At 72.5% G+C, this 12,359-nt stretch carries 13 protein-coding genes; 4 read left to right on the plus strand and 9 right to left on the minus strand.

The window, feature by feature from the left end:
- On the plus strand, positions 1-835 hold an 835-nt coding region (locus GTW08_RS24305), incomplete at its 5' end, for an NAD(P)/FAD-dependent oxidoreductase (protein ID WP_161152591.1).
- A gap of 9 nt (positions 836-844) precedes the next feature.
- On the plus strand, positions 845-1,081 hold the full coding sequence (locus tag GTW08_RS24310) for a hypothetical protein (protein WP_073574473.1): 237 nt from the start codon (positions 845-847) through the stop codon (positions 1,079-1,081).
- 59 nt (positions 1,082-1,140) lie between these two features.
- On the opposite strand, the gene GTW08_RS24315 is transcribed toward GTW08_RS24310, so the two are convergent.
- From GTW08_RS24315 to GTW08_RS24340, 6 genes are all read right to left on the minus strand, one after another.
- Entirely contained in the window at positions 1,141-2,145 is a 1,005-nt protein-coding gene (locus GTW08_RS24315) for an ABC transporter ATP-binding protein (RefSeq protein ID WP_073574472.1), read from the minus strand.
- Entirely contained in the window at positions 2,142-3,116 is a 975-nt protein-coding gene (locus GTW08_RS24320; RefSeq protein ID WP_073574471.1) for an ABC transporter ATP-binding protein, read from the minus strand. The genes GTW08_RS24315 and GTW08_RS24320 overlap by 4 nt, the downstream gene beginning before the upstream one ends.
- Entirely contained in the window at positions 3,113-4,051 is a 939-nt protein-coding gene (locus tag GTW08_RS24325; RefSeq protein WP_073574470.1) for an ABC transporter permease, read from the minus strand. Before GTW08_RS24325 ends, GTW08_RS24320 begins: the two co-directional genes overlap by 4 nt.
- Entirely contained in the window at positions 4,044-4,970 is a 927-nt protein-coding gene (locus GTW08_RS24330) for an ABC transporter permease (protein WP_073574469.1), read from the minus strand. The genes GTW08_RS24325 and GTW08_RS24330 overlap by 8 nt, the downstream gene beginning before the upstream one ends.
- 95 nt (positions 4,971-5,065) lie before the next feature.
- Positions 5,066-6,676 carry a peptide ABC transporter substrate-binding protein gene (locus GTW08_RS24335; protein WP_083658127.1) on the minus strand — a complete coding sequence of 537 codons (1,611 nt, stop codon included), beginning with the start codon at positions 6,674-6,676 and terminating at the stop codon, positions 5,066-5,068.
- Positions 6,677-7,448: 772 nt separating this feature from the next.
- Entirely contained in the window at positions 7,449-8,759 is a 1,311-nt protein-coding gene (locus tag GTW08_RS24340; RefSeq protein WP_304580023.1) for a dienelactone hydrolase family protein, read from the minus strand.
- A gap of 333 nt (positions 8,760-9,092) precedes the next feature.
- Here GTW08_RS24340 and GTW08_RS24345 point away from each other — a divergent pair, with 333 nt between their 5' ends.
- Both GTW08_RS24345 and GTW08_RS24350 read left to right on the plus strand, forming a co-directional pair.
- Positions 9,093-10,043, plus strand: coding sequence for an SDR family oxidoreductase (locus tag GTW08_RS24345; RefSeq protein ID WP_073574107.1), 951 nt, complete (start codon positions 9,093-9,095; stop codon positions 10,041-10,043).
- A gap of 101 nt (positions 10,044-10,144) precedes the next feature.
- Positions 10,145-11,065: an alpha/beta fold hydrolase gene (locus GTW08_RS24350; RefSeq protein WP_073574395.1), complete on the plus strand. Its 921-nt coding sequence runs from the start codon at positions 10,145-10,147 to the stop codon at positions 11,063-11,065.
- 11 nt (positions 11,066-11,076) lie between these two features.
- Here the strand turns inward: GTW08_RS24350 and GTW08_RS31210 are convergent, their stop codons facing one another.
- The 3 genes from GTW08_RS31210 to GTW08_RS33080 form a co-directional block, all read right to left on the minus strand.
- Positions 11,077-11,301 carry a hypothetical protein gene (locus tag GTW08_RS31210; protein ID WP_202417626.1) on the minus strand — a complete coding sequence of 75 codons (225 nt, stop codon included), beginning with the start codon at positions 11,299-11,301 and terminating at the stop codon, positions 11,077-11,079.
- Positions 11,302-11,543: 242 nt separating this feature from the next.
- Positions 11,544-12,098 carry an alpha/beta hydrolase gene (locus GTW08_RS24360; protein WP_337825960.1) on the minus strand — a complete coding sequence of 185 codons (555 nt, stop codon included), beginning with the start codon at positions 12,096-12,098 and terminating at the stop codon, positions 11,544-11,546.
- A 41-nt stretch (positions 12,099-12,139) separates the two neighbouring features.
- Positions 12,140-12,289 carry a hypothetical protein gene (locus GTW08_RS33080; protein ID WP_337825959.1) on the minus strand — a complete coding sequence of 50 codons (150 nt, stop codon included), beginning with the start codon at positions 12,287-12,289 and terminating at the stop codon, positions 12,140-12,142.
- Positions 12,290-12,359 lie beyond the last annotated feature (70 nt).

Raw genomic sequence — 12,359 nt, forward strand, 5'->3', positions numbered from 1 at the left:
CGGCTCGCCGCGCAACGCCCCGGCCGCCGCCGCGCACGGCCTGTTCGCCCGCGACGGCGTCGCCCCGGCCGAGCTGCTCGCGACCGGCCGTGAGGAGGTCCGCCGCTACGGCGGCACGCTCGTCGACGGCGAGGTCGTCGGCGCCCGCCGCACCGGCGACGGCTTCACCGTGACCCTCGCCGACGGCACCACCCTCGACGCCCGGCGGCTGCTTGTCACGACCGGACTGGTCGACGTGCTGCCCGACGTGCCGGGACTCGCGCAGGGGTGGGGCGCCGACGTCGTCCACTGTCCCTACTGCCACGGCTACGAGGTGCGCGACCGCCCGATCGCGGTGCTCGGGACCGCCCCCGGCTCCGCGCACCAGGCGTTGCTGTTCCGGCAGCTCAGCGCGGACGTGGTCTACGTGTCGCACTCGACGGGGCCGACCACGGAGCAGCGGGAACGCTTCGACGCGCTCGGCATCGCCGTCGTCGACGGGCCGGTGAACGAGGTCGTGCGGTCCGGCGGCGCGATCACCGGGCTGGTCACGCCGACCGGCGTGCTGGCGCGCGAGGTCGTCGCGGTGGCGCCCCGGATGGAGGCCCGCGCCGGCTTCCTCGCCGAGCTGGGCCTGGTCCCGGCCGAGCACCCGAGCGGGATGGGGCAGCACCTCGTCGCCGACGCGATGGGCCGCAGCACGGTCGAGGGCGTGTGGGTCGCGGGCAACATCACCGACCTGAGCGCGCAGGTGGGGGCCGCGGCGGCCGCGGGGGCGTTCGCGGGGGCCGCGATCAACGCCGACCTCGTCGAGGCCGGGGCGCTCGCCGCGCTGCGGGAGGTGGCACGCCTCTAACCTGGAGTCGTGCTGGTCATCTTCGGGCTGTCCCGCAAGGAGCGCCCGCTGGGCCTGGTCGCGCTGGGCTGCGGGACCTGCGGTCACGCGGGTCCGCAGCCCGCGGTGCACCGGAGGACCCGGTTCACGCTGTTCTTCGTGCCGGTGCTGCCGCTGCGCAGCCGCTACGAGATGCGGTGTTCCGTGTGCGGGGCGGGGCGGACCCTTTCCCGCGACGACGCCCGCCGGTACGGCGCGCGGGTCTGAGGAGCGGCCGGGCGGACCCCGGCCGTCCGCGGGGGTCGAGGTCCGCTCCGCCCGGTGTGTCAGGTCGGCAGCAGGTACTCCTCGCTGGCGTGGTGGCACGCGCTCGGATGGTGCCCACCCGGCCGCGTCACCAGGGGCGGCTCCTCGGTCGCGCAGATGTCGGTGGCCTTCCAGCAGCGCGTCCGGAACCGGCAGCCGCTCGGCGGGTCCACCGGGCTCGGGACGTCACCGGTGAGCCGGATCCGCGTGCGCCCCTCCCGGACCGACGGGTCGGGCACCGGCACCGCGGAGAGCAGCGCCTGGGTGTACGGGTGCGACGCCCGGGTGTAGATCTCCTGCTCGGTCCCGAGCTCCACCATCTTGCCCAGGTACATCACGCCGACCCGGTCCGACAGGTGCCGCACGACGGACAGGTCGTGGGCGATGAAGATGTAGGACAGCCCGAACTCGCGCTGCAGGTTCCCGAGCAGGTTCATCACCTGCGCCTGGATGGACACGTCGAGCGCGGACACCGGCTCGTCGCACACGATGATCTCCGGGCGCAGCGCGAGCGCGCGGGCGATCCCGATGCGCTGCCGCTGCCCCCCGGAGAACTGGTGCGGGTAGCGGTTGACGAAGTCGGGGTTGAGCCCGACGACGTCGAGCAGCTCCTGCACCTTCGCCCGTCGCTCCCCCTTCGGCGCGACCTCGGGGTGGATCTCGAACGGCTCCCCGACGATGTCGGCGACCGTCATCCGCGGGTTCAGCGAGGTGTACGGGTCCTGCAGCACGATCTGCATCTGCCGGCGCAGCGCCCGCAGCTCCGCCCCGCGGCGGGCGAAGATGTCCTCGCCGTGGAAGCGCACCGAGCCCGACGTCGGCGGTTCCAGCCGCATCAGCACCTGGGCCAGGGTCGACTTCCCGCAGCCGGACTCGCCGACGATGCCCAGCGTCTCGCCCTTGTTCAGCGCGAACGAGACGCCGTCGACGGCGCGCACGTGGCCGACGGTGCGCTTGACGACCGCACCGACCTTCACCGGGAAGTGCTTGACGAGGTCGTCGACCTCGAGAACGGGCTCGCTCATACGAGGTCCTCCGCGAACAGGCACGCCGACGCCCGCGCTCCGGGCAGCGGGATCAGCGGCGGGTCGGTCCCGAGGCAGCGCTCCACCGCGCGCGGGCAGCGCGGGTGGAACGGGCAGCCGTCGGGGATGGCGGTGAGCGTCGGCGGGAGCCCGGTGATCGCCCGCAGCTCGGTGCCCTTGCTGTCGAGCCGCGGGATCGACGCGAGCAGCGCCTCGGTGTAGGGGTGGGCCGGGTTCGCGAAGAGCTGGTGCACGTCGCCCTGCTCGACGATGCGGCCCGCGTACATCACCGCGATCCGGTCGGCGACCTCCGCGACGACGCCGAGGTCGTGGGTGATGAGGACCAGCCCCATCTCCCGTTCGCGCTGGATCTCGGCGAGCAGATCCATGATCTGGGCCTGCACGGTGACGTCGAGCGCGGTCGTCGGCTCGTCGGCGATGAGCACGTCCGGGTCGAGCGCCAGCGACATCGCGATCATGACGCGCTGGCGCATCCCGCCGGAGAACTCGTGCGGGAAGTTCGTGACCCGCTGCGCCGCCCCGGGGATCCCGACGAGGTCGAGCAGCTCGACGGCGCGGGCCCGCGCGTCGCGCTTGCTCATCCCGCGCCGGGTCCGCAGCTGCTCCCCGATCTGGAACCCGACGGTGAACACCGGGTTCAGCGCCGACAGCGCGTCCTGGAAGATCATCGCGACGTTCTCGCCGCGCAGCTCGCGGCGCCGTTCCTCGGTCGCGGTGAGCAGCTCCTCGCCGCGGTAGCGGACCGAGCCCGCCGTGACGGTCGCGGGCGGGGTCGGCAGGATGCCCATCACCGTGTTCGCGGTGACCGACTTGCCCGACCCCGACTCCCCCAGGACGGCGAGGGTCTCCCCCGCGTGCACCTGGTAGCCGACGCCGTTCAGCACCCGGGCGACGCCGTCGCGGGTGCCGAACTCGACGTGCAGGTCCTCCACCTCGAGCAGCGGGGTCATGACCGGCCCTTCGGGTCGAACGCGTCGCGCACGGCGTCGCCGAGCAGCACGAAGGCCAGCACGGTGACGACGAGGAACGCGCCGGGGAACAGGAGCAGGTGCGGCGAGGTCCGCAGATAGCTCTGCGCCTCGCTGATCATCACGCCCCACGAGACGACGGGGTCGCGCAGGCCGACGCCGAGGAACGACAGCGTGGCCTCGGCCCCGATGAACGCACCGAGCGCGATCGTCGCGTACACCATCACCGGGGCGATGGTGTTGGGCAGCATGTGCCGCCGGATGATCCGCCACGGGCTCGCACCGAGCGCGCGGGCGGCCTTGACGTAGTCCTGGTTGCGGGCGGCGATCGCGGCGGACCGCATGATCCGCATGACGATCGGCCAGGACAGCAGCCCGATCGTGCCGATCACCAGGCCGCTGATGCCGATCACGCTCTGCCCGACCGACGCCCGGAAGGTGGAGAGCACGACGATCGCGCCGAGGATGAACGGCACGCCGAAGAAGACGTCGGCGACGCGGGCGAGCAGCGAGTCGACCCAGCCGCCGGCGAACCCGGCGATCAGGCCCATGACGGCGCCGACTCCCACGACCGCCGTCGTCGCCAGCACCCCGACGACGATCGAGACGCGGGTCCCGTAGACGGTGCGCGCGTAGACGTCACGGCCGAGGTGGTCGTAGCCGAACCAGGCCTGGGCCGACGGGTCCTCGCGGGCCCGGGACAGGTCACCGAGGGTGGGGTCGACCGAGGTGAACAGCTGCGGGAACGCGGCCATGACCAGCAGGAACGTGATGAGGCCCGCCGCGACGAGGAACAGCGGGCGACGACGCAGGTCGTGCCAGGCGTCGCCGCTGAGGCTGCGGGTGCGGGCCGTCGCCTCGGCGCGGCCGGCGGCGGCGACGGGCTTGTCGGCGGTGGCGGTGGTGGGGTCAGTCAAGGCGGATCCTCGGGTCGAGCAGCGCGTAGGTGACGTCCACGACGAGATTCGCGAGCAGGTAGACGATCACCAGCAGGACGACGACGCCGGTGACGACCACCCCGTCGAGCCGTTGGATGGAGCCGAAGATGAGCCCACCGATCCCGCGGATGTTGAAGATGCCCTCGGTGACGATCGCTCCGCCCATGAGCGTGCCGAAGTCCGCGCCGAGGAAGGTGATCACCGGGATCGCCGAGTTGCGGGTCAGGTGGACCCCGACGACGCGACGCCGGGTCAGGCCCTTCGCGGTCGCCGTACGGACGTAGTCGGCCCGCAGGTTCTCCGCGATCGACGTCCGGGTCAGCCGGGCCACGTAGGCCAGCGACAGGCTGCCGAGCACGTAGCCGGGCACGACGAGGTCCAGGAACCCCGGGTCCGCCGGGACCGTCGGCGGGATCAGGCCCAGCCGCAGCCCGAGGACCGACTGCAGCACGTAGCCGGTCACGAAGACCGGCACGGCGACCAGGAACAGCGTCGCGGTGAGCACGACGTTGTCGAGGAACCCGCCGGGCCGCAGCCCGGTGAGCACGCCCGCGGTCAGGCCGATGATCGCCTGGATGACCAGCGCGACGACCGCGAGCTTGATCGTGACCGGGTAGGCGTTCGCGATCAGCGTCGCGACCTCCTGGCCGCGGAAGTTCTCGCCGAAGTCGCCCTGCAGCAGGTTGCCCAGGTACGTGACGTACTGGACGAAGATCGACTGGTCGAGCCCGTACTCCTCGCGCATGCGCTCGATGAACGCGGGCGGGCAGGCCTGGTCACCGCACTTGCCGGCGAGCGGGTCGCCGGGCAGCGCCCAGACCATGAAGTAGATGAGGAACGTGGTGCCGAGGAACACCGGCACGAGTTGCAGGAGTCGTCGCAGGACATAGCGCCCCACGGGTCACCTCCGGGTTCGGGGTCCGGCGGTTCGCGCCGGGCACGTGCACCGGCGGCCGGGGGTCGCCCGGCCGCCGGTGTGGTGGTGGGACGGCGTCACTCCTGGACGGTCACGCTCTCCAGGTCCAGCTCACGACCGTAGGTCAGCTCGACGTTCTGCAGACGCGGCGACCAGCCGAACTGCGCGGACTGGTCGTTGATCGCGACGGCGGGCATGTCCTGGATGAGGACGCGCTCGGCCTCGGCCCACAGCGCGTAGGCCTCCTCGGCGGTGGCCGCGGTCGAACCCTGGTTCACCAGGGCGTCGAAGCGCGGGTTGGTGTAGCCGCTGTTGTTGTTCGCCGCTCCCGTCGTGTACTGCGGGCGCAGCACGTACTCCATCGTCGGGGTCGAGGCGACCCAGCCGGAGCGGAAGATCCCGGTCAGGTTCTCGGCCCGGCGCTGGTCCAGGAACTCCGAGAAGGTCGGGACCGGGACGAAGTTGCAGGGCACGCCGAGGGTGTTGCTGATGCTGACGCAGGCGGCCTGCATCCATTCGCGGTTGATCGCCGAGTCGACGTTCGAGATCAGCTCGATCGGGCCGGTGAAGCCGGAGGCGTCGAACTGCTGCTTGGCCCGCTCCGGGGAGAAGGTGCACAGCTCGCCGCACTGGTCGTCGACCTTGCCGGGCACGCCCTCCGGGATGAACCCGGTGGCCGGCTGGACGAGTCCGTTGTAGACGTTGTCGATGATCGCCTGCCGGTCGACGGCCATGGAGATCGCCTGCCGCAGCTGCGGGTCGGCGTAGCGCTGGTCGTAGATCGGGAAGGTCATCGTGTTGATGCCGGCGTAGGGCTGGTTGCCGTTCCGGTCGGCCAGGTCCTGCTGGTACAGGTTGTCGATCAGGAACGAGCCCGGGATCGACTCGAGGAAGTCCAGGTTGCCGCTGACGACGTCCTGGTAGGCGGCCTCGCTGTCGGCGTAGAAGCGGAACTCGACGCCGCCGACGGAGACCGGCTGCTCGCCGCCCCACTGCTCGTAGCGGGTCACGGTCACGTTCTGATCGGGGACGCGGGCCTCGAAGCGGAACGGGCCGTTGCCGACGGGGTTCGCCTCGAACGCGGCCGGGTCGGCGAAGAACGACTCGGGCATCGGGTAGAACGCCACGTCGCCGAGGGTGTTCACGAAGATCGGCGACGGCGCGGTCAGCGCGACGGTGAAGGTACGGTCGTCGACGACCTGCAGACCTGACATCGCCTGCGCCGTGGGCTCACCCTCGTCCGGGTTGACCTGGTCGAACCCGGCGATGTTGGAGAAGAACTCCGAGCTGGACTGCGCGTTGGTCTTCAGGGCCACGTAGTTCCACGCGTCGACGAAGCTCTTCGCCGTGACGGGCGTGCCGTCGTGGAAGGTCCAGCCCTCCTTCAGGCGGATCGTCCAGTTCTGCGAGTCGGGGGACTCGATGGACTCGGCGACCTTGTTCTCCGGCTCGCCCTGCTGGTTGTAGTCGACCAGGCCGGACCACAGCGCATCCAGGATCTTGCTACCGCCGACCTCACGGGTGTTACCCGGCAGCAGGGCGTTCTCCGGCTCGGTGCCGTAGACCGAGATCGTGGGGGCGCCCTGGGCGTCGCCCGTGGTGCCGCCTCCCCCGCCGCCACAGGCGCTGAGCACCAGCGCGGAGGTCAGGGAGAGCGCGAGCAGCGCCGCGACTCGAGGTGATCGCATCAGAGTCCTGTCTGTCCGGGACGGCCGCTCCCCGCGTGGTGTGCAGGCGGCCGGTGCGGTTCGGTGGTGGGTCGCACGGTAACCACAGCATCGCGGTTCTCCGGTTACGAATCCATTGCGCCCGCCGCCATTGCGCCGAGCAACACGGAATTGCGCGCGACGGTCGGTGAGCGGATCGCGACGTCCCGTCCGGCCCGATCCTCACGGAAAACACATCGGCGCAGGTCGGACGCATTCCGGTGCATTCTTCCGCTACGCAACATTGCATTGCGCATCGCAATTAGTCGGTCGAGTATGTGACGAGTGCCACATCTACGAGTCAGTCCGAGCCCGTGAGCAGCGACGGCACCTCACGGAAACGCACCGACACCGGACGGCGAGTCGGGCACCGTCCCACGTCGTGGAACCCGATCGCCACGACGCGGGACCACCCGTCGCGCAGGAAACCACCGTCCGCGCGCATTCTCCGCCTGTCTTCCCGCGGAATGTCCGTCGTTATCGCGACGACAACCACCGAGCCCGGGACACCGAATCCGACAGCGCACGGACCCGTTTTCCGGTAACTCTGAAGAATGCACCGGAATCGCATCGGAAACGGGGCGCGGACACCGCCGGCGTGCGCTCCACCTGCGGGACCGCGGGATCGCGGACCGACCGTCCCCGCCTCCGGGGACGGCGACACACTTCTCCGGGACGTCAAACGCTCGACGTGTGCATTCCAGGAAGATCGCCTGAAACGACATTCACGTACGGGCGTACCAATCATGGGCGGTCAGCGCGGCGACGCCTGCGTGAACAGATCGCCCTTCAGGTAGATGTTCCAGTCGGCCGCCTTGAGGCCGTGCCCACCGGAACGCAGGTGGTAGCTCATCGCCGGCCCGGAGAAGGCCGTGTCGGTGGCGGGCTTCCAGCCCGTCGTGCCCAGTCCGTTGTCGCCGAGGCCGTACAGGTCGTAGATCTCGCTCGCCGCCTCGTAGGCGAGGAACTCGCCCTCCGGGTCGGCGTTGGAGTCGTCGCTGGCGCTGGCGATCACCAGCCTGCGCGGCGCGACCAGCCCCATCAGCTCGTGCTGGTCGACGGGCAGCTCGTCGACCTTGTCCCCGTAGGCCTGGTAGGTCTTCGGGAACCAGTACGGGAAGGAGCTGTTGACCCGCGACACCGTCTCGGCGCCCACTCCCCCGTCGCCGCGGCGGGCGAGCTTCGCGCCGGTCGACCCCGAGTTGTTGGAGATGACCGCGGCGAAGCGCGGGTCCTGGGCGCCGGCCCAGAGCGCGGCCTTGCCGCTGCGGGAGTGCCCGATGACCGCGATCTTCGACGGGTCGATGTCCTTGTCGGTCTGGAGATAGTCCATCGCCCGGCTCGCGCCCCAGGCCCAGGCGGCGACGGCCCGGCCGGCGTCGTCGGGCAGGTCGCTCCCGGACGGGTGGAACAGGTTGATCATCTTGCTGCGGTAGCTGCCGCTGTCGTCCGGGGCGATGTCGTTGGCGTCGATCTGGGCGAAGGCGTACCCGGCCTTCGTGATCGTCGAGACCGGTGCGTAGTCCGAGGACTGCCCCGGGTCGTCGGAGACCGAGCCTCGGTGGTCGATCATCAGGAAGGTGCCGCGCGGGGTCTGGCCCTTCGGCACGAACAGCCGCAGTGGGAAGGACCCGGTGCCCTCCGGACCGGTGATGCCGATCGTGACCTTCTTGCTGACCACGTCGCCGTCCTCGGTGGTCTGCACGTCGGCGGTCTGCTTCGTCGGCCTGGGCAACGGCTGCCCGTAGACGTTCTCGCGGAATGCCGTGAGCAGCTCCGCGCGCCGGGTGCCCTCCCACCGGGCCACGTCGGTGACCCCGGTGCCGTCGAGCAGGCGCAGCGGGTTCGGGTACTGCGTGCCGTCGATGGTCACCGTCGCCGCGACGGACAGGCCCGCCGCCGGGACCGACGTGGAGGCGGCGTGTGCGACCGGCGTCGCCGTGGCCCCCACCGCGCCCACGCACCCGGCCGTGGCGACCGCGCCGACGACGAACAGCGACGTCGCCGTCCTCGCGACGGGGAGCAGGACGCGACGACGACTGCGCGGGCTGATCGGAGTGGACACGGTCCGAACGCTACCGAGGCAGGGACCCTCTGCAACCGACGTTGCCGGTATCACGTCGATCGGGGGACATGATCACACACCTAACGTGTGACTCCTGTCGCCACAGGTGTTGCCGCAGGTGACAACGGGGTACGGCGGGTCCGCGCAGCACCCCGGAGGAGGTCTGCCGACGTTCGCGGCTGCGAACGGCCGGGGCCGCAGCGCGGTGTCGCGCGGTCCCCGGCCACCGACAGCGACCGCGGCTTCCCGACGGTCCTACCGCGCGCGCCGCGCCCGCAACCACGGATCGACGATCCGTGGATACCGCGCCGCGACCCGGCCAGGCTGGACCCCATGCCACGCACCCCTGACCTCACCCTCCCCGACCTGACCGGGCGCCGCGCCGTCGTCACCGGCGGCAGCGACGGCGTCGGGCTCGGCATCGCCGACCGGCTCGCCGCCGCCGGTGCCGAGGTCGTGCTGCCCGTCCGCAACGCCGCGAAGGGCGCCGCCGCCGCCGACCGGATCCGCGACCGGCACCCCGGTGCCGCCGTCTCGCTGCGCGAGCTCGACCTGTCCTCGCTGTCCTCGGTCGCCGCGCTCGGGGAGACCCTGCGCGCGGAGGGACGCCCCGTCCACCTGCTGATCAACAACGCCGGCGTGATGACCCCGCCGGAGCGGCGCACCACCGCCGACGGGTTCGAGCTGCAGTTCGGCACGAACCACCTCGGCCACGTCGCGCTCGTCGCGCACCTGCTGCCGCTGCTGCGCGAGGGCCACGCCCGGGTGGTCTGCCAGATCAGCGTTGCCGCGGCCCGCGGCACGGTCCTGTGGGACGACCCGGACTCCGAGCGCTCCTACGACGGCATGGCCGCCTACCGGCACTCGAAGATCGCGTTCGGGCTGTTCGGCCTGGAGCTGGACCGGCGCAGCCGCGCCGCGGGCTGGGGCGTCACCGCGAACCTGTCGCACCCGGGCGTCGCGCCGACCAACCTCCTGAACGCCCGGCCCGATCTCGGCCGGGAACGGCGGTCCGCCGGGCGACGGGTGATCGGGGCGCTGTCCCGGGCCGGTCTGCTGGTCGGGACCGCCGACTCGGCGGGGCTGCCCGCGCTGCTCGCCGCGACCGCACCGGACGCCGGGCACGCCGTGTTCTACGGGCCGAAGGGTCCGGGCCGGGTGGGCGGACCACCCGCCGAGCAGGAGCTCTACCGCCCACTGCGCGACGCCGACGCCGCCCGCCGGGTGTGGGACCTGTCGCAGCAGCGGGCCGGGGTGTCCTTCGACGGCGCGGCCACCCCCTGACAACCCCCCTCGCCGACGCCTCCAGGACACCGGCGGACCCCACCGCCGAGGGCCCGTCCGGAGGGGATCATGGAGACGTCGACGTACGGAGGTGCCCAGTGGTGGACCAGTCCCCCCAGGAGCGCGAGATCCTGCTGCACGGACAGCGTGTGAGCTACCGCGAGACCGGCCGCGGCGAGGGCCCGACGGTCCTGCTCGTGCACGGTCTCGCCGCGAGCTCACGCACGTGGGCCCCGGTGTTCGACGCGCTGGGCGGCGGGCTGCACGTGATCGCGCCGGACCTGCTTGGCCACGGCGCCAGCGAGGCCCCGCGCAGCGGCGACTACTCCCTCGGCGGCTACGCGACCGGGCTGCGGGACCTGCTGGCCGCGCTCGACGTCGAGCGGGCGACGATCGTGGGGCACTCGTTCGGCGGCGGCATCGCGATGCAGTTCGCGCACCAGTTCCCCGAGTTCACCGAGCGGGTCGTGCTCGTGTCCTCCGGCGGTCTCGGCCACGACCTGACCCTCGCGCTGCGAGCGGCGAGCCTGCCGGGCACCGAGCTGGTGCTCCGCTCGGCGGCGTCGCTGACCCCGCCGTGGATGCGCCGCGCCGCGCACCGGCTGGCCCACCGGGTCGGCGCCGCACCGCGCTCGGACATCGACGGTGTGCACACCGCACTGGAGACCTTCGCCGACCGCGGCACCCGCGGCGCGTTCGTCCAGACCGCGCGGGGTGCGCTGGAGCCGTCCGGCCAGCGCCTCGACGGGGCGCAGCGCCTGCACCTGCTCGAGGAGGTGCCCGTGCTCCTGGTCGGGGGGAACCGCGACCGGGTCATCCCGCTCGCCCACACCCTCGCCGCGCACGACCGGCTGCCCGACAGCCGGCTGGAGGTGTTCGACGGCGCGGGACACTTCCCGCACGCCGAGCAGCCGGACCGGTTCGTGGGGCTGCTGCGGGACTTCGTCGACGGGACCGCACCGGCCGAGGGCGACCGGGACGCGCTGCGCCGCCGGATCCTGGGGATCCCCCGGGCCGGCTGACCCGGCACGTACTAGTCGGGGGGCGCGGCGCGGAGGTCCGGGTCCGGCGCGGTGGGCGGCGCCCCGTGGCCGCTCGCACCGAGCGCCCCGGTCAGCGTGTCCGCACAGAGCTCGCGGACCGCGGTCCGGTCCAGGACGGGGTTCTCCAGCCAGTCCAGGCAGACGGCGACGAGGAACGACAGCCAGCCGCGCACGGCCAGCCGCACCGGTTCCGGTGCGGGGCCGGGGCACCGCACGAGCTCGGCGCTCCCGGCTTCCCAGCACGACGGCCGCGTCGGGCGCCGTGTCGCGCAGTGCCATCGTCGCGAGCAGCCCCGGGTCCACGTCGACCCGGGCGGTGCCGGTGAGCCGGACGACGTCGCCGCGGCCCGGTACGACGGCGAGCACCGACACGTCGGGGCAGAGCACCAGGTTGTGCCGGGTGTCGGCCCGTCGGTTCCCGCGGCCGGTCCCGAGCGAGGTCGGCTGACCACTCACCTCAGGCGCCGGGTCTCAGGTGCCGGGTGAGGAACCGGGCGGCGTCGTCGCCCTCGAAGGCGGGGACGCCGGTGTGCCCACCGGTGTTGGCGTGCAGCGTCCTCTCGCGGCTGCCGAGGGCGTCGAACAGGCCTAGTGCCTGCTGCCGGTCGTTGCCCTCGTCGTCCCACTGCAGCAGCACCAGCAGCGGGACGGTGACCGTCCGGGCCTCCTCGACGATCGCGCGGGTCACGTAGCTCCCGGCGAACAGGACCGCGGCCGCGATGCGCGGCTCGACCACGGCCATCCGGACGCCGAGCGAGATGATCCCGCCCGACCAGGCGACCGGCCCGCACAGGTCCGGCCGGGCGAGCAGCGCGTCCAGCGCGGCCCGCCACTCCGGGGCCGCCTGCTCGACCAACGGGAGGACGAGCCGGTCGACGACGTCGTCGGGCACCGGCACACCGGCCCGTACCGCGCGTCGCAGGTCGACCCGGGCCCGGTCGGCGTCGGGGTGGCGGGGCCGCTCACCGGTTCCCGGCAGTTCGAGGGTCGCCGCGGCGAATCCGGCCGCCACGCAGGATCGGGCCGGGGCGAGCAGCCGGGGGTGCGTCCGGCTCAGGCCGCCGGGGTGGCCAAGGAGGACCAGCGGGACGGGGTGGTCGCTGCGGCCGGGGTGGTCGGCGTCCAGAGGATGCCGGGGTCGTCGTCGAGGGAGAACGCCGTCTCGACCAGGTCGTCGTGGCGCTGTTCGGTGAGAAGTCGCATGGTCGTGCCCTTCGGGAGAGGGCGCTCCCGGGCGACCTACCGCCCGGCCGTGTCCCCGGAGGGGGGCACC

The organism is Pseudonocardia sp. SID8383, from assembly GCF_009864975.1.
Taxonomy (GTDB): domain Bacteria; phylum Actinomycetota; class Actinomycetes; order Mycobacteriales; family Pseudonocardiaceae; genus Pseudonocardia; species Pseudonocardia alni.

Excerpts from the sequence above, each read along its gene's own strand:
- GTW08_RS24315 (WP_073574472.1), bottom strand. The coding sequence starts at position 2,145 with ATGAGCGAGCCCGTTCTCGAGGTCGACGACCTCGTCAAGCACTTCCCG.
- GTW08_RS24320 (WP_073574471.1), bottom strand. The coding sequence starts at position 3,116 with ATGACCCCGCTGCTCGAGGTGGAGGACCTGCACGTCGAGTTCGGCACC.
- GTW08_RS24335 (WP_083658127.1), bottom strand. The coding sequence starts at position 6,676 with ATGCGATCACCTCGAGTCGCGGCGCTGCTCGCGCTCTCCCTGACCTCC.
- GTW08_RS24345 (WP_073574107.1), top strand. The coding sequence starts at position 9,093 with ATGCCACGCACCCCTGACCTCACCCTCCCCGACCTGACCGGGCGCCGC.
- GTW08_RS33080 (WP_337825959.1), bottom strand. The coding sequence starts at position 12,289 with ATGCGACTTCTCACCGAACAGCGCCACGACGACCTGGTCGAGACGGCG.